Below are 15727 nucleotides of genomic sequence, written 5' to 3' on the forward strand. Positions count from 1 at the left end.
CCCCATACTGCATGAATGGGGAGCGTAACGCAGCGACCCGATGAAACGTTTCCTCACCGCAACGTCGCTTAGCGGAATGGCGGCTCGTTGAAGGCGCGCAGCTTGCGGCTGTGCAGCTTCTGCCCCTCGCGGCGCAGCTCTTCGCAAGTCTCGATCCCGATCCGCATATGTTCGGAAATCGCCCGCTCGTAGAAGCGGTTGGCCTGGCCCGGCAATTTGAGCTCGCCGTGCAACGGCTTGTCGGACACGCACAGCAGGGTTCCGTATGGAACGCGGAAGCGGAAGCCCTGCGCCGCGATTGTTGCCGATTCCATGTCGATCCCGACTGCGCGGCTGAGCGAGAAGCGTAGCGCCGACCGGCTGTAGCGAAGCTCCCAGTTGCGATCGTCCGTCGTGACGATCGTGCCGGTGCGCAGGCGCCGCTTCAGTTCCTCGCCGGATTGACCGGAGACTGTTTCGGCGGCTCGTGCCAGCGCCTGCTGCACCTCCGCGATGGCGGGGACAGGGATCTCGGGCGGCAGCATATCATCCAGCACATGGTCGTCGCGGAGATAGGCGTGCGCCAGGACATAGTCCCCGATGCGCTGCGACGGCCGCAGCCCGCCGCAGTGGCCGATCATCATCCAGGCATCCGGCCGGGTCACGGCCAAATGATCGGTGATCGTCTTCGCGTTGGACGGGCCGACGCCGATGTTGACCAGGGTGATGCCGGCGCGATCCGGCGCCATGAGGTGGTAGGCCGGCATTTGGAGCCGCCGCCATGCCGTGTCATCCAGCATCGCGGGATCATCCCCGGGACGGAACATCACGCCGCCGGGGCCGGCCAGTGCGGTGAAGCGGCTGTCGCCATCTACCTGCGCCGTGGCCCAGCGGACGAATTCGTCGACGTAGCGGTGATAGTTGGTGAACAGCACATACCGCTGGACATGCTCCGGCGCCGTGCCGGTATAGTGCCGCAGGCGGGCGAGGCTGAAATCGGTGCGAAGCCCGTCGAAGAGGGCGAGCGGGCGCGTTCCGTCGATCGACGCCCACAATCCATCCGCAATCTCGTCACCGATATGGGCAAGTTCGGTTGCCGGGAAATGCCGGGCGAGTTCGGCCGCGGAGACTTCGTCCAGGCTGAGCGCGTGACCCGCATCAAGCACGTAGGGGAAGGGGATCTCCGTTGCGCCCGGAACCGCTTCGACCGAAACCTCATAATCCTCGATCAGCAGGGTAAGCTGCTCGATCAGGTATTCGGCGAACAAGCCGGGCTTTGTTACGGAGATGCGGTATTCGCCGGGCGTGACCAGCCGGCCGAACGAGCGCAGCGGGGCAGGGCGATCGATGCCACCCAGGAACCTCAGACGAATTTCCGGATAAGCAAACGAGCCGTCACGGCGCGATTCGGGCGAGGGCGCCACACCCTTGGTCAGGTAAAGGTTCAGTGCGGCTTGTAAGCGGGCAACAGCGTCGGTGTAGAGCCGGTCTAGTTCGGCAACGATCTCTTGTGCAGTCATCGCGGATTGTTACGCCGCGGCGGTGACACTGGCAAGACGCCGCTCCGCTGCGTGCGCGGAGCGGCCCTGGTTCATCAGTGTTTGGTTTTGCCCTTGCCGGTTTCCGGCTGGCTGCGCCGGCTGGCGGCGTAAGCGGCACCGCCCACGGCGGCAGCGACACCGGCGATGATGCCCGCTGTCGCATAGGGATGCTCCTTGGCAGCATCCACGGTCGCGGTGGTGGCGGAGTTCATCCGCGCCTGAGCGTCACCGGCAGCGTTACGTGCGCGCTCCGCCAGGGTGGCTGAGTCCTTCTGGCCCGCATCGGTGTGGGTTGCGTTGGTCATGCCATTCCTCCTTCGAAGATAGCCGACCAACGCGTGCCTTGATCAGAGGTTGCCGAGAAGGTGATCCGCCGAGCTGACCTTGAACTCGCCCGGCGCCTCGACATGGAGTTGCTCCACCACGCCGTCGTTGACGATCATGGCATAGCGTTGGCTACGCTTGCCCATGCCGAACTTCGACCCATCCATGGACAGGCCGAGCGCTTCGGCAAAGTCTCCGTTGCCATCGGCGAGCATGGTCACGTCGGAAGCGCCGGCTGACTTCGACCATGCGCCAAGCACGAACGGATCATTCACGGAGGTGCAGGCAATCTCGTCGATCCCCTTCGCCTTCAGCTCGGCGGCCTTTTCGACGAAGCCGGGCAGGTGCTTCGCGGAGCAAGTCGGGGTGAAGGCGCCCGGAACCGCGAACAGGGCAATTCGACGACCAGCGAAATAATCCTGCGCGTCAATCGCTTCAGGGCCGTTTTCCGTCGCTTTCACAAGAGTAGTCCCGGGCAGCTTGTCCCCGACCTTGATCGTCATTCGAATTCTCCTGCAGCCGCTTGTTGCGGTCAGCCTCTCCTCGCAATGCCGTGGCTTCTTTTCAAGCGTGACGACCCGGCGTCGCTCGGCTTAGAGTAACTCTATGGAGACAGCGACCTTTCTCACCGGCCAGTTCCTCCTCGCCATGCCCGGGATCGGCGATCCGCGATTTCAGCAAGCGGTGATCGCCGTTTGCGCGCATGACACAAAGGGGGCGATCGGCATCGGAATCGGCGCTCAACTCGCCGGGCTCGGACTGCACGACGTGCTGGAGCAGGTGAGCATCGATCCCGGCGAGACGCCGAATGCGCCCATTCATTTCGGTGGTCCTGTCGAGACGCGCCGCGGCTTTGTTCTGCATTCGCGTGACTGGAGCGGCCAGGACACTATCGACGTGGCCGGCAAATGGGCGCTTTCCGGAACGCTCGACGCCTTGCGCGCGATCGCTTCGGGCAAGGGGCCGGGGCGCTGGCTGGTCGCTCTTGGCTACGCCGGATGGGGCGCAGGTCAGCTCGATGACGAGATGACGCGGCATGGCTGGCTGAACGTGAACGACGACGAGGGCATGTTGTTCGACACGGGCACGGCGGACCGATGGAGCCGCGGGTTCAGCGCCGCCGGCATCGACCCCAGGCTGCTCGGCAGTGAGAGCGGGCACGCCTGAACGATCTGTATGCGCGAGACCTGCGCGGTGAGGACGGTCAACCCTGTGCGCCATGATAGACCGCGGGCATTTGCTGAGGCGTCAGACCCGTCTCGCTTTTGCGGCCCATGAGGTAGAAGCCGCTTGCGGCATCGCTCGCATAGGCTGCGGGGATGAGCGGATCGAACGCCGCCAGCCAGAAGAACGACAGCTTGGCGACCTTCCCGGCAGCGACGGAGCGAAACAGCCCACGAACGAAATAGTCGATGGACCAGAGCATCTGCGTGCCGGCGCCGCCGCAAACGCCGGTGCGGATCGCCTCAAACCGGCGGAACAGCCAGCGATGCCCGCTCGCCGTGAAGCGGAGGAAGTCATAGGCACCTTCGTGCACATGCTGAAGGAACGGCGTTTCAGCATAAGCGATACCCCCTGGCCGCAGGACGCGCCATATCTCGTCCACGACGACCTGTGGTTCCAGCACATGTTCGAGAACGGCCTGAACCACCACGCCGTCGACGCTGGCGTCGGCTAATGGGATTTGGTGCGCATCCGCGACGAGCTGTGCCAAGGGAGACGCATATACGTCCAGCGCTACCACGCGAATGGTGGGATGTTCGTAGAGCGGCGCCATTCCTTGTCCGATCGTGCCACCCCCGACGACAAGCACCACCGGACGGTCGTTGTCCCTCAGCAGCAGCCGGATGAATTCCTGAACGTTCTCGCTGGTGATTTTCTTTGGCGGCGAAAGGAGGCGTTTCACCTGCGAGCGCAGCCCATCGAAGCGCGGTCGGCGCACCTGGCTCTCCGCTTGGTTGGCGAGCAGGGCTTCCTGCGAGAAGATGGAGCGGCTGAAATCCACGAGTACCGGCGCGTGGCCGACGAAGCTGAACCTAGTGGACGTATCCGCTTCGTCCACCAGGCTTGTTTCGCAACGTGTCAGTGGCCCGCCCGTCACCGGCGAGCGCAACAGCGGCGCGATCTCTTCAAGGGAAACAAGCATGGAGCGATCGTACGCACCGCCGCACCATCCAGCGACAGTGCCTCTTGAGCTAAGGATGGAGGCATGGGGATGGGATTGTTGCTGAACTGAGCACGCCAACCCCGCAGGGTGATTATGTCAGACCTGGGTACAAAGGGGCTATGTCAATTCCTCCAACGGGTGAGGAGCGCAGCTACACAGACCGGCTTCGGCTGAGATATAAAGATATCTTTATATTTGTAATCAGGAGGGGCGGGCGTTATGTCTGGCGGTATGCCGGCCGGTGATAGGCCTTGGCCGGCGTCACTTTCCTGGAGACCCGTAGTGGCCACCGTTCTCGATCGTCCCACCACCACCGACTATGTCATCAAGGACATCGGCCTTGCCGATTTCGGCCGCGCCGAGATCAACATCGCCGAGACGGAGATGCCGGGCCTGATGGCGCTGCGCGAGGAATATGGCGCGTCGCAGCCGCTGAAGGGCGCGCGCATCACCGGCTCGCTGCACATGACGATCCAGACCGCGGTGCTGATCGAGACGCTGACGGCGCTGGGTGCCGACGTCCGCTGGGCGACGTGCAACATCTTCTCGACGCAGGACCATGCCGCGGCCGCGATCGCCGCAGCCGGCATCCCGGTGTTCGCGGTAAAGGGCGAGAGCCTGGCCGATTACTGGGACTATGTCGGCAGCATCTTCGATTGGGATGACGGCAACGGCCAGACCGCCAACATCATCCTCGACGATGGCGGCGACGCGACGATGTTCGCGCTCTGGGGCGCCAAGCTCGAAGCCGGCGCTTCCTTTGGCGAGCCGGAGAATGCTGAAGAGGTCGAGTTCCAGCGCGCGCTCAAGGCGTTCATCGCCAAGAAGCCGGGCTATCTCACCGAGACGGTCAAGAACCTGAAGGGCGTTTCGGAAGAGACCACCACCGGCGTCCACCGCCTGTACGAGATCGCCAAGAAGGGCGAGCTGCCGTTCCCCGCGATCAACGTCAATGACTCGGTGACCAAGTCGAAGTTCGATAATCTTTACGGCTGCAAGGAATCGCTCGTCGACGCGATCCGCCGTGCCACCGACGTGATGCTCGCCGGCAAGGTCGCCTGCGTCGCCGGCTTTGGCGATGTTGGAAAGGGCTCCGCGCAGTCGCTGCGTAATGGCGGCGCGCGCGTGCTCGTTACCGAGATCGACCCGATCTGCGCGTTGCAGGCGGCAATGGAAGGCTTCGAAGTCGTGACGATGGACGAGGCGGTGAAGCGCGCCGACATCTTCGTCACCGCGACCGGCAACGCTGATGTGATCACCGCCGATCACATGAAGGCGATGAAGCCGATGTCGATCGTGTGCAACATCGGCCACTTCGACAGTGAGATCCAGATCGCCGCGCTCGACAATTACGAGTGGACCGAAGTGAAGCCGGGAACCGACCTGGTGAAGTTCCCGGACGGCAAGCAGATCATCATCCTCGCCAAGGGTCGTCTGGTGAATTTGGGCTGTGCGACCGGTCACCCGTCGTTCGTGATGAGCGCGTCGTTCACCAATCAGACGCTGGCGCAGATCGAGTTGTGGACCAAGGGCGAGAACTACAAGAATGAAGTGTACGTCCTGCCCAAGCACCTCGACGAGAAGGTTGCGGCGCTGCACCTCGAGAAGCTGGGCGTGCAGCTGTCGAAGCTGACAGCTAAGCAGGCGGGCTACATCGGCGTGCCGGTCGAGGGGCCGTTCAAGCCGGATCACTATCGCTACTGATGCGCTGATCCACGGTGCAAACGGCGGTCGCTCGCGAGAGCGGCCGCCGTTTTCGTTTCGGCTCCGTGTAACCCTGGTGCAACACGTTCCAAGGCAATGTAGTTAACGCTACGGAAAGCTTGCATCCAAGGCGCAGTACGAAGAGTTGAGCCCCCCAAAATCAAGAGCGCCGAAACGGGCGCCCCGATCAGTAAAAGGGCTTAGTCATGACTACGTTGCGCCGCACGCTACTGGCATCTTCTCTCCTGAGCGGCATGATCGCTCTTCCCGCTGCCGCGCAGGTCGAACCGACCGTGCAGAGCCAGACCGCAGAGGTGCCGACCGCCGACAATGTCGCAACAGTGACCGACGATGCCAGCGGGGACGCCGACATCGTCGTCACCGGTTCGCGCATCGCCCGCCCCGAAGTCGATGCTCCCACCCCGGTGACAAGCTTCTCGGCCGCGACGCTTCAACAATCGGGCCGTGTGAACGTAACCGATTTCCTGGCGCAAAACCCCGCCCTGCTTGGTTCATCCACCAGCGGTACACAGTCGGGGTCGACCGGAGGGTTCGGCGCAACGGGCACCAACCTCCTGAACCTGCGCAATCTGGGAACGGATCGTACGCTGGTGCTGGTCGACGGTCGCCGCCACGTTGCGGGATTGCCCGGCTCGGCATCGGTGGACATCAACACCATCCCTGTCGACCTGATCGATCGAATCGACGTGACCACGGGCGGCGCATCAGCAGTGTACGGTGCGGATGGCGTGTCGGGCGTCGTCAACTTCGTCCTGAAGCGCAATTTCGAGGGGCTGCTCGCCCGTGCCCAGACCGGCATTTCGGACGAGGGCGATGCGGGCAACCGCTATATCTCGATCACCGCAGGCAAGAACTTTTCCGGTGGTCGCGGCAATGTGGCCCTGTCGTATGAGTTCCGGGAAGACGACCGGCTCAGCAGCTTCAGCCGCAGCCGCACCGGCGATCCGCAGCAGTTGTTCGGACTGGTTCGCGATCCGGGCGACATCCCGGACGATCCGAGCCGCTTCGACCGCGTGCTGACCAACAACCTGCGCTATGCCGACAGTTCGCGCGATGGCGCGGTGAACGTGCGCCAGGTGCTGAACCCCGAAACCGGAGAACTCGAATTTACCGGGACGCCAGACTTCACGGGCAGCGGACGGGTATATGATCGCGGCCGCCTCCTGCCGGGCACCGGCCTGACGCAGGGCGGCGACAGCACGCCACAGGCGGGCTATCAGGGCGATCTCCAGCCGCAGAACCGCATTCACAACATCAATCTGCTGACCAGCTTCGAAGTGTCACCGGCGCTGCGACTGTTCGCGCAGGGCAAATACACCAACACCAAGAGCTTCAGCGTCGCGCAGCCGAGTTTCGACTTCTTCACCTATCTCGCGCCGGACAATGCCTTTCTCCTGGATCGCTTCGGTGGCGCTGCACCGGCCGGCGCGCTGGTCTCGCGCGACAATTTCGATCTTGGCGTGCGGGGTGAATCGAACAAGCGTGAAACCTATCGTGCCGTCATCGGCGCGGACGGGCGGATCAGCGACCATGCCCGATATGAAATTTCCTATGTCTATGGGCGGACCGACAGCCGGTTCCTGAGCACCAACTATCGCATTGCGGACCGCTATTTCGCGGCGCTTGATGCGGTGCGCGATCCGACCAGCGGGCAGATCGTGTGTCGTTCGGATCTGGATCCCACCGCCAACATCGACCCGAACAACTTCGATGCGCCGGCAACCACCTTCACGCCGGGGGCAAGCAGCGGGTGTCAGCCGCTGAACATCCTGGGTGAGAATGTTGCGAGTGCCGCGGCGCTCAACTTCATCAATGCCGATCTGATCAACACCTATCGCGTGCAGCAGCATGTGGTGTCGGGATCGATCTCGGGCGACTTCGGCCAGTTCTTTGAGCTGCCTGGCGGGCCGGTCGATTTCGCGATTGGCGGTGAATACCGCAAGGAAATCAGCTCCTTCGTGTCGGACCCGCTGTCACAGCAAGGTGCCCTGGCCGATTTGGCGCAGATCCTGCCGGAGCGCGGCAGCTTCGATGTCAAGGAAGCGTTCGGAGAACTGCGCGTTCCCGTGCTGCGCGACCTGCCGTTTGCCGACACGCTGGAATTCAATGCCGCCCTTCGCCTGTCCGATTATTCCACGGTGGGCAGCACCACGACCTGGCAGGTCAGCGGGATCTACGCTCCCGTGCGCGACGTGCGGTTCCGCGGCGGGTATTCGGAAGCGGTGCGCGCACCGAACGTGACGGAGCTGTTCGCGCCGCAGAACGGGGCCTTCTCCTTTATTGATGATCCGTGCGATCCGGAGAATCTGCCGGAGGGCACGCAATATCGCGTCGCCAATTGCCAGGCGGCGCTGACCGCGGCCGGCCTTTCGCCCGCCCAGATCTCCGCCTTCAACCCGGTGAACGACCCGCAGGCGACCGCCACATTGCCGGGCCGTTCCGGCGGTAACAACGCTTTGGGTGAGGAAACCGCGGAGACATGGACGGTCGGCGTCGTCGTCCAGCCGCGCTTCGTGCCGGGGCTGCAGATCACCGCGGACTGGTTCAACATTAAGCTTAGGGATGCGATCAACACGCCCGAGGCGCAGCAGCTTGTCGACCTGTGCGTCGATCAGCCGACGCTCGACAACATCTATTGTGCCAACGTGACCCGCTCTTCCACCACGGGTTATGTGTCCGACTATTTCGTGCGTCCGCAGAATGTCGCCGAGTTCCGCACGCAGGGACTGGACGTGACGGCCAATTACCGGATCGACGCTGGTTCGGCCGGTGTGTTCAACCTCAAGCTGGTGGGCAATTATCTCGATCGCCTGGACTTTGTGCCGACGCCAGGTGCCGAGCGCGAGAACGAGTTGCTGCGTGCCAGCGTGACCCGGCTGGCGCCGAAATATAGCGGAACCTTCGACCTTACCTGGACCAAGGACGCGCTGACGCTGAACTATGGCCTGAACTATTTCAGCAAGCTTCGCCGGTACACGGAGGACGAGGTTGTCGCGAACCCGGACATCTCGGATCCGCAATACATCTTCTACCGCGAACGCTGGGAGCATGATGTTCAGGCGTCCATCGCCGCTAGCGACAGGTTCAACATCTACTTCGGCGTCAACAATCTGACCAACAAGGTCGGCGACGTAGCGAGCATTCGTTATCCCTATTCGCCTATAGGCCGGTACTTCTATGCCGGCGCGCGGCTGGCGCTCGACTCGATCTTCTGATCGGGTCGCCTGCTTGAATCGGAGGGGGGCTGGAACGCACATCCGTTCCAGCCCCCCTTTTGCGTGTTCGATGAGTGAAGAGCGGCGATCAGCCTGCTGCCTGCTTCATCACCCGCTGGCCTTCCGCCTGGACCACCGCGTCCTTCACGGCGGCGAGATAGCCGGCAACGTCACCGGCGCTGGACGGCACGGCCTGTCGCAACGTGATGAAGCCGTGGATGTTGCCGATCGCCTCACGGAACGTGACTGGCACGCCCGCCAGGATCAACGCGGCGGCATAAGCGCGTCCCTGATCGCGGATCGGATCCAGGCTCGCCGTGATGACCACCGCCGGCGGAAGGCCGACCAGGTTGCCGATCATCGGCGATCCGCGGAAATCGGTAAAGTCCGCCTGATAATGTTCCGCGAACCAGATCATCGTCTCGCGGGTGAGGAGGTAACCATCGGCGAAGTCGTTGAACGAGGGATATTCCCTGTTCATGTCGGCGGCCGGATACATTGGCGCCTGAACGATGACCGGCACGTCGGCGGCATTGTCCCGCAGGCTCATCGCCGTGGTGATCGTCAGCGTCCCGCCGGCGCTGTCGCCCGACAGGACCAACCCGGTGGCGGTCCGGCCCAGTTCCGACGGGCTGGAGGCGATCCAGCGTGCCGCCGCTTCGCAGTCCGCCGGGGCGGCTGGCCAGCGATGCTCCGGCGCGAGGCGATAATCTACCGAGACCACCGGCAGATCGAGCTGGCGCGACATTTCCGCGGTGAAGCTGGCATGGGTATCGATGTTGCCGATCACGAAGCCGCCGCCGTGGAAGAAGACAACAACCGGGCCCGGTTCCCGCGTGGCGCGTACGTCGAACAGGCGCGCCGGAATGTCACCGGCGGGCCCGGGGATGATGAGGTCCTTGACCGTTGCGAGCTCCCCGACGGGCGTATCAGCAACGTCCTTCATCGCGAGATACATCTGGCGCGCAGCCTCGGCGGTGCCTTCATGCGTCTTGGGGCCGGGCGTGCTGTTCAGAAAATCGAGGAAGCCGCGCACGTCGGGGCGCACATAGGGCCCATCGTTCGACGAAGCGGCGCCACCCTGCGTGTCGCGGATCAGCGTATCAGTCATTCCTCTCTCCTCAGGTTCGCTTTTGCTACCTATCTTGGCGCAGATGATCGCTGTCGTCCATCACCCCGATTATGTCGCGGAAGCGCCCGGCAGGAGCAGTTATCGCTGGGGCAAGAACGGCGCAATTCGTGATCTCCTGCGCGCCGAGGGGGCGGCGATTTGCTGGCACGAGCCGGATCTGGCGCTGCGCTCGTGGCTCGAAGCGGCGCATGATCCCGGCTATGTCGCGGAGGTGCTGGAGGTTCGCGTTCCACGGGACAAGGAACGGCGGATCGGCTTTCCTGTGACGGCGGTGGTGGCGCGGCGAGCGCAGGTGGTGCCTGGCGGCACATACCAGGCGGCGCGGCTTGCGATGGCCCATGGCTTTGCCGCGAACACGGCAGGGGGCAGCCATCACGCGCTAGCGGCGACGGGTGCTGGCTATTGCGTGTTCAACGATCTGGCGATCGCAGCACTGCAACTCGCACGCGAAGGCCGCCGCGTCCTAATTGTCGATGTGGACGTGCATCAGGGCGATGGCACGGCCGCGCTGACCGCCGGCCACCCAGCCATCGCAACCTATTCGATTCACGCGGAAAAGAACTTCCCGGCAAGAAAGGCGAGGTCTACCGTGGATGTGCCTTTGCCCGACGGCGTGGACGACGGGGGCTATCTGGATGCGCTGCGATCGACATTGCCGCCGCTGCTTCAGGAGTTCGCGCCCGATTTGATCCTGTATCAGGGCGGGGTCGATCCGTTCAGCGGCGACCGGCTGGGGCGCCTCTCGCTGACAGAGGACGGATTGGGGAAACGTGACCTGCTGGTCGCGAACATGGCGCTTGAGCGCGGGCTGCCGATGGCGAGCACGGTGGGGGGTGGGTATGGCGATGACGTGCTGGCCATCGCGCGGCGGCATGTTGATGTCATCCTGCGGCTGGGCCGGGCCTATGCCGAGCGATGGCAGGCAGGAACCCGGCTGACCCCAGCCGCGTAGAGCGGCGATGACCACCATCGTCTGGTTTCGCCAGGACCTCCGCCTCCACGACCACCCAGCGCTGCTATCGGCCGCTGCATCGGGCGCGATCATTCCCGTCTATGTGCTTGATAACGAAGGACCGGGTGAGTGGCGGATCGGCGGTGCGCAGCGCTGGTGGCTGCACCACAGCCTAGCCACGCTGGACGCATCGCTGCGGGAGAAAGGCAGCCGACTGATCCTGCGGCAGGGCCCTGCGGCGGCAACCCTGTTGGCACTGGCGGAGGAAACCGGCGCCGACGCCATCCACGCCATCCGCCATTACGAACCATGGTGGCGGGCAGCGGAAGCGGCCATTGGCGAAGGGCTTTGCTTGCACGAGGGGGGGCATCTGCGGCCGCCGGAGAGCGTGACAACGGCAAGCGGCGGCCGCTTCCGGATTTTCTCGGCCTTCTTCCGGAGTCTTTCGGCCTCGCTGCCGCCCGAGCCCCCGTGCGGCGCCCCGGACGTGTTAACCGCGCCCGAGCACTGGCCCGCGAGCGACGATCTCGCGGACTGGAATCTCCTGCCAACCCGGCCGAACTGGGCAAGCGGCTTCGAGGAGTGGGCGCCAGGAGAGGCGGGGGCACGCGGGGCCCTCGAAACCTTCGCGGATGCGATCCGGCACTATTCGACCGGGCGCAACATGCCGTCCGAGGAAGGCACGTCCCGGCTGTCGCCGCACCTTCACCATGGCGAGATCTCACCGCGCCAGGTGTGGCATAAGCTGAGCGACGGGGGCGAGGGTGGGGCCGCGTTTCGGCGAGAGCTGGCATGGCGGGATTTCACCGCGGGGCTGATCCTGGCGCTGCCCGATTATGCGCGTGAGAACGGGCGCAGGCAGTTCGATCGACTACCATGGCGAGAGGCGCCGGCGGACCTGAAGGCGTGGCAGCAGGGGCGGACCGGCTATCCCATCGTCGACGCCGGGATGCGGCAATTGTGGGCAACCGGATGGATGCACAACCGGGTGCGCATGATCACCGCGAGCTTCCTCGTGAAGCATCTGCTGATCGACTGGCGCGCGGGCGAGCGCTGGTTCTGGGACACGCTGGTTGATGCCGATTACGGCAACAACAGCGTGAACTGGCAGTGGGTGGCGGGGACCGGGATCGACGCCAACATGTTCGGCCGGATCATGGCGCCGCTGAGCCAATCGGAGAAGTTCGAGGCGGGCGACTATATCCGGCGCTGGGTGCCGGAGCTGCGCGGGCTATCCAACGAAACGATCCACGACCCGGACGAGGCAGGCTGTCGCCCCGCCGATTACCCGCCGAAGATCATCGGCCATCGCGAAGCGCGCGAACGCGCACTGGCGGCGGGCCGCAAAGTACGCTGACCGCCATCATCTTCGCCTCTTCCGCCGCGTGCCCCGCCGGTGCATGAGCGCGCCATGCACGGGAAGGTCGAACTGGCGCGGTCACATAACCGCTGGGCGCGCAGCGTCGCGCCGCTTTATCATCGCATTCTCGATCGGATCGATGCCGGGTTGGAGCAAGGAGCGATCGAGGCAAGCCTGCCCGACGGAACACGCAGGCTGCTCGGCGGAAGAGGGCCGGGCCCGATTGCGCATGTCACGGTGGTGCGCTGGCGCGCGTTGCGGCGACTGGTGACCGGCGGCTCGATCGGCTGGTACGAAGGCTGGGCGCATGGCGACTGGACCAGCCCGGATCTGGTGCCGATCTTCGTTCTGTTCATGCGTAACCGGGGCACGCTGGGCAATGTGGCGCGGGCGAAGCGCGGAGCGCGTGTCGCCGCCCGGCTGATCCATGCCCTTCGCCACAATGACCGGCGCAACGCCCGGCGCAACATTGCTGCGCATTACGATCTAGGCAACGATTTCTACGAAGCGTGGCTGGACCCGACGCTGACCTATTCCAGCGCCTTGTTCGCCGCTGGCGATACGCTGGAGGCCGGGCAGCATCGCAAGCTTTCCGCCATTCTCGACCGACTGGACGTGCCCACCGGCGGGACGATGCTGGAGATCGGCTGCGGCTGGGGATCGCTGGCGGAAGCGGCCGGCAAGCGGGGCATCAAGGTGCGTGCGATAACGCTGGCGGAGGAGCAGCAGCGGCATGTGGCGGTGCGCACCCGCGACCTGCCGGTGGCCGTGTCACTGACCGATTATCGCGACGTCAAAGGGCAATATGACGGCATTGCTTCAATCGAGATGGTCGAGGCGGTGGGGGAGCGTTACTGGAACGATTATCTGGCGGCGATTTCCCGCGCGCTGAAGCCGGGCGGCCGCGCGGCAATCCAGTTCATCAAGATCGCCGAAGACGTTTGGCCCGCCTATTCCAGCAACGTCGACTTCATCCAGGCCTGCGTCTTTCCCGGCGGCATGCTGATCCATGAGCCGCAGTTCCAAGCGCTGGCCGAGGCAAACGGGCTGACATGGCGGGGGCGACATGCCTTTGGTGAGGATTATGCCGAAACGCTGCGGCAATGGCGGGTGCGGTTCGACAATGCGGTGGCGCAAGGGCGCCTGCCGGCGCGGTTCGATCGTGGCTTCGTTGACTTGTGGCGCTTCTACCTGATGTATTGCGAAGGCGGGTTTCGCGGCGGCGGCATCGATGTCGTGCAGATCACGCTGGTCAAGGAGGGGGCATGAAGCGGTTTGCCTTTGGCGCGGCGCTGGCCGCGATGCTGCTTTGCGGATGTGCGGCCCAGCAACCACCGCAGAGCAACGCAGCCGCGCAGCCGGTGTCGGCTGCTGAGGGCAGCGCGCAGGCGATCGCTGCCGGGGTGCCGATCACCGCCGCCAATCGCGATCAGCTGAAGCAGGTGGGTGCGGCCGTTCTGTTCTGGTCCCAGCAGGAGCGCGACCAGAACTTCCCGCATATGGAAGATCACTTTCCAGTCCATGTCGTGAAGGCGGGAGGCAAGCTGCGCGACCTGCCCCAGGGCGTGCCGCTGCCGGTGCCGGCGGCCGAGATCGACGCTTATGTTCGGGATCAGAACGTCGCCGGCCTGATCGTGGTTCAGGACGGCAAGGTGCGGCTGGAACGATATGCGCGCGGGCTGACGCGCGATGGGCGGTGGACGAGCTTCTCGGTGGCGAAATCCTTCACCTCCACCCTGGTGGGAGCGGCGATCAAGGACGGCTTCATCGGTTCGGTGGACGAGCCGGTGACCCGGTATATTCCGGACCTTGCCGGCAGCGCCTATGATGGCGTGTCGATCGGCCAGTTGCTGACCATGACGTCGGGCGTGAAGTGGAACGAGGATTACACCGATCCCAAGTCCGACGTCGCGCGGATGTTTTCCATCCCGGTGCCCACCGGCATGGACCCGACCGTCGCCTATATGCGCACGCTTTCGCGCGAGGCGGAGCCGGGTGCGAAGTGGGTCTACAAGACCGGAGAGACGAACCTGATCGGCGTGCTGGTCGCCAACGCCGTGAAGAAACCACTGGCGACATATCTTAGCGAAAAGGTGTGGCGCCCGTACGGGATGGAAAGCGACGCCTTCTGGATGGTCGATGCGAGCGGCCGCGAAGTGGCGGGATGCTGCCTTTCGGTATCGCTGCGCGATTACGCGCGGATGGGTCTGCTGGCGCTGGAAGGCGGCAAGGGCATCGTGCCGCCGGGCTGGTTTGCCGACGCCACCCGTGCCCATGCCTCGATCGGACGGCCGGGCTTCGGCTATGGCTATCAATGGTGGGTCTATCCGCAGGACCGGTTCGGCGGACAGGGGATCTTCGGCCAGAGCATTACGGTCGATCCGGCGAGCCGGACGGTGATCGCAATGGTATCCGCCTGGCCCAAGGCGACCGGATCAGACCTGTCGCAGGCGCGCATGACCTTCATGGAGCGATTGTTCGCGGCAGCGCGGCAGTGATGGAACTCGGCGCGCGACTACTGCGCAGCTTGCCCGCGCTGGATCAAACGGCACCGTAGCGGAGTGCTCGGGACCGGAGTGAGTGTGCGGAACAGACGCGAGGCGGCTGGTCCGGAACTTAGCCCGGCACCCGCTCCCAAAGGCCGGTTTCGAAGCCGTTCAGGACGAGCGACGTGATGTGATCGGCCACCGCTTCGGGCGGCTTCACCGATGCGGGATCCTCGCCGGGATAGGCGCGGGCGCGCATCTTCGTGCGGGTGGCGCCGGGATCGATGATCGCGGTGCGCACGCGGCTGATCTCGGACACTTCGTCTCCATAAGCGCCCAGCAGCGTTTCGAACGCGGCCTTGGACGCGCCATAAGCACCCCAATAAGCGCGCGGCTTGCGCCCGACCGAGGAGGTAATCCCGATCACCTTGCCGGCTTCCGACTGGCGCAGCAGCGGATCGAACGCCTGGATCAGCGCTGCCTGAGCTGAGACGTTGAGCGTCAGCACGGCGGCAAGTTCCTTGGCGTCGATTGCGGGCACGGCGGCGAGCGAGCCGAGTGTGGCGGCGTTCAACACCATCACATCGAGCGCCTGCCACCGCTCAGCGACGGCCGCGGCAAGCCGTGCGATCGAATCCTTCTCTGTCAGATCCAGCGGCGCAATCGTCGCCGAGCCGCCGGCGTCGAAGATCTGCTGCTCCACTTCCTCCAGCGCCTTTGCCGTGCGCGCGGTGACGACGACATGCGCGCCCTGTGCCGCCAGAGCGATGGCAGTGGCGGCGCCGATTCCGCGGCTCGCGCCAGTGACGAGGGCGAGCTTATTCTCAAGCGGCTTGTTCATCCAGA

At 64.4% G+C, this 15727-nt stretch carries 13 protein-coding genes; 7 read left to right on the forward strand and 6 right to left on the reverse strand.

Annotation, left to right across the window (positions count from 1 at the left end):
* Positions 1 to 68: 68 nt before the first annotated feature.
* The 3 genes from BMX36_RS02570 to BMX36_RS02580 form a co-directional block, all read right to left on the reverse strand.
* Positions 69 to 1499 (reverse strand): AMP nucleosidase, encoded by a 1431-nt coding sequence (locus tag BMX36_RS02570; RefSeq protein ID WP_066780507.1) that lies wholly within the window; start codon positions 1497 to 1499, stop codon positions 69 to 71.
* Positions 1500 to 1573: 74 nt separating this feature from the next.
* Positions 1574 to 1825, reverse strand: a complete 252-nt coding sequence (locus BMX36_RS02575) for a hypothetical protein (protein WP_066780508.1) — start codon at positions 1823 to 1825, stop codon at positions 1574 to 1576.
* Positions 1826 to 1867: 42 nt separating this feature from the next.
* A complete protein-coding gene (locus BMX36_RS02580; RefSeq protein ID WP_093063585.1) occupies positions 1868 to 2347 on the reverse strand; it encodes a peroxiredoxin in 480 nt (159 codons plus the stop codon).
* A 103-nt stretch (positions 2348 to 2450) separates the two neighbouring features.
* On the opposite strand from BMX36_RS02580, the gene BMX36_RS02585 reads away from it, so the two are divergent.
* Positions 2451 to 3011, forward strand: a complete 561-nt coding sequence (locus BMX36_RS02585) for a YqgE/AlgH family protein (protein ID WP_066780510.1) — start codon at positions 2451 to 2453, stop codon at positions 3009 to 3011.
* A gap of 37 nt (positions 3012 to 3048) precedes the next feature.
* Here the strand turns inward: BMX36_RS02585 and BMX36_RS02590 are convergent, their stop codons facing one another.
* Positions 3049 to 3990, reverse strand: a complete 942-nt coding sequence (locus BMX36_RS02590) for a class I SAM-dependent methyltransferase (RefSeq protein WP_093063586.1) — start codon at positions 3988 to 3990, stop codon at positions 3049 to 3051.
* Between the two features lie 303 nt (positions 3991 to 4293).
* On the opposite strand from BMX36_RS02590, the gene ahcY reads away from it, so the two are divergent.
* Both ahcY and BMX36_RS02600 read left to right on the forward strand, forming a co-directional pair.
* The gene (gene ahcY, locus BMX36_RS02595; protein ID WP_093063587.1) at positions 4294 to 5715 is read left to right on the forward strand and encodes an adenosylhomocysteinase; all 1422 of its coding nucleotides are present in this window, start codon (positions 4294 to 4296) and stop codon (positions 5713 to 5715) included.
* A 206-nt stretch (positions 5716 to 5921) separates the two neighbouring features.
* A complete protein-coding gene (locus BMX36_RS02600) occupies positions 5922 to 8951 on the forward strand; it encodes a TonB-dependent receptor plug domain-containing protein (RefSeq protein ID WP_093063588.1) in 3030 nt (1009 codons plus the stop codon).
* Between the two features lie 88 nt (positions 8952 to 9039).
* On the opposite strand, the gene BMX36_RS02605 is transcribed toward BMX36_RS02600, so the two are convergent.
* Positions 9040 to 10062, reverse strand: coding sequence for an alpha/beta hydrolase (locus BMX36_RS02605; protein WP_093063589.1), 1023 nt, complete (start codon positions 10060 to 10062; stop codon positions 9040 to 9042).
* A gap of 43 nt (positions 10063 to 10105) precedes the next feature.
* Between BMX36_RS02605 and BMX36_RS02610 the strand changes: the two genes are divergently transcribed.
* From BMX36_RS02610 to BMX36_RS02625, 4 genes are read left to right on the forward strand one after another with little or no spacing between them, the layout of a single operon-like run.
* Positions 10106 to 11035, forward strand: coding sequence for a histone deacetylase family protein (locus tag BMX36_RS02610; protein ID WP_093063590.1), 930 nt, complete (start codon positions 10106 to 10108; stop codon positions 11033 to 11035).
* A gap of 7 nt (positions 11036 to 11042) precedes the next feature.
* Positions 11043 to 12392 carry a cryptochrome/photolyase family protein gene (locus tag BMX36_RS02615; RefSeq protein ID WP_093063591.1) on the forward strand — a complete coding sequence of 450 codons (1350 nt, stop codon included), beginning with the start codon at positions 11043 to 11045 and terminating at the stop codon, positions 12390 to 12392.
* A 54-nt stretch (positions 12393 to 12446) separates the two neighbouring features.
* A complete protein-coding gene (locus tag BMX36_RS02620; protein WP_093065161.1) occupies positions 12447 to 13664 on the forward strand; it encodes an SAM-dependent methyltransferase in 1218 nt (405 codons plus the stop codon).
* Positions 13661 to 14893, forward strand: a complete 1233-nt coding sequence (locus tag BMX36_RS02625; RefSeq protein ID WP_256210629.1) for a serine hydrolase domain-containing protein — start codon at positions 13661 to 13663, stop codon at positions 14891 to 14893. Before BMX36_RS02620 ends, BMX36_RS02625 begins: the two co-directional genes overlap by 4 nt.
* 118 nt (positions 14894 to 15011) lie before the next feature.
* Here the strand turns inward: BMX36_RS02625 and BMX36_RS02630 are convergent, their stop codons facing one another.
* Complete coding sequence (locus BMX36_RS02630; RefSeq protein WP_066780195.1) at positions 15012 to 15722, reverse strand: SDR family NAD(P)-dependent oxidoreductase; 711 nt, start codon at positions 15720 to 15722, stop codon at positions 15012 to 15014.
* Positions 15723 to 15727: the final 5 nt, after the last annotated feature.

The sequence above is a fragment of the Sphingomonas sp. OV641 genome (assembly GCF_900109205.1).
Taxonomy (GTDB): Bacteria; Pseudomonadota; Alphaproteobacteria; order Sphingomonadales; family Sphingomonadaceae; genus Sphingomonas.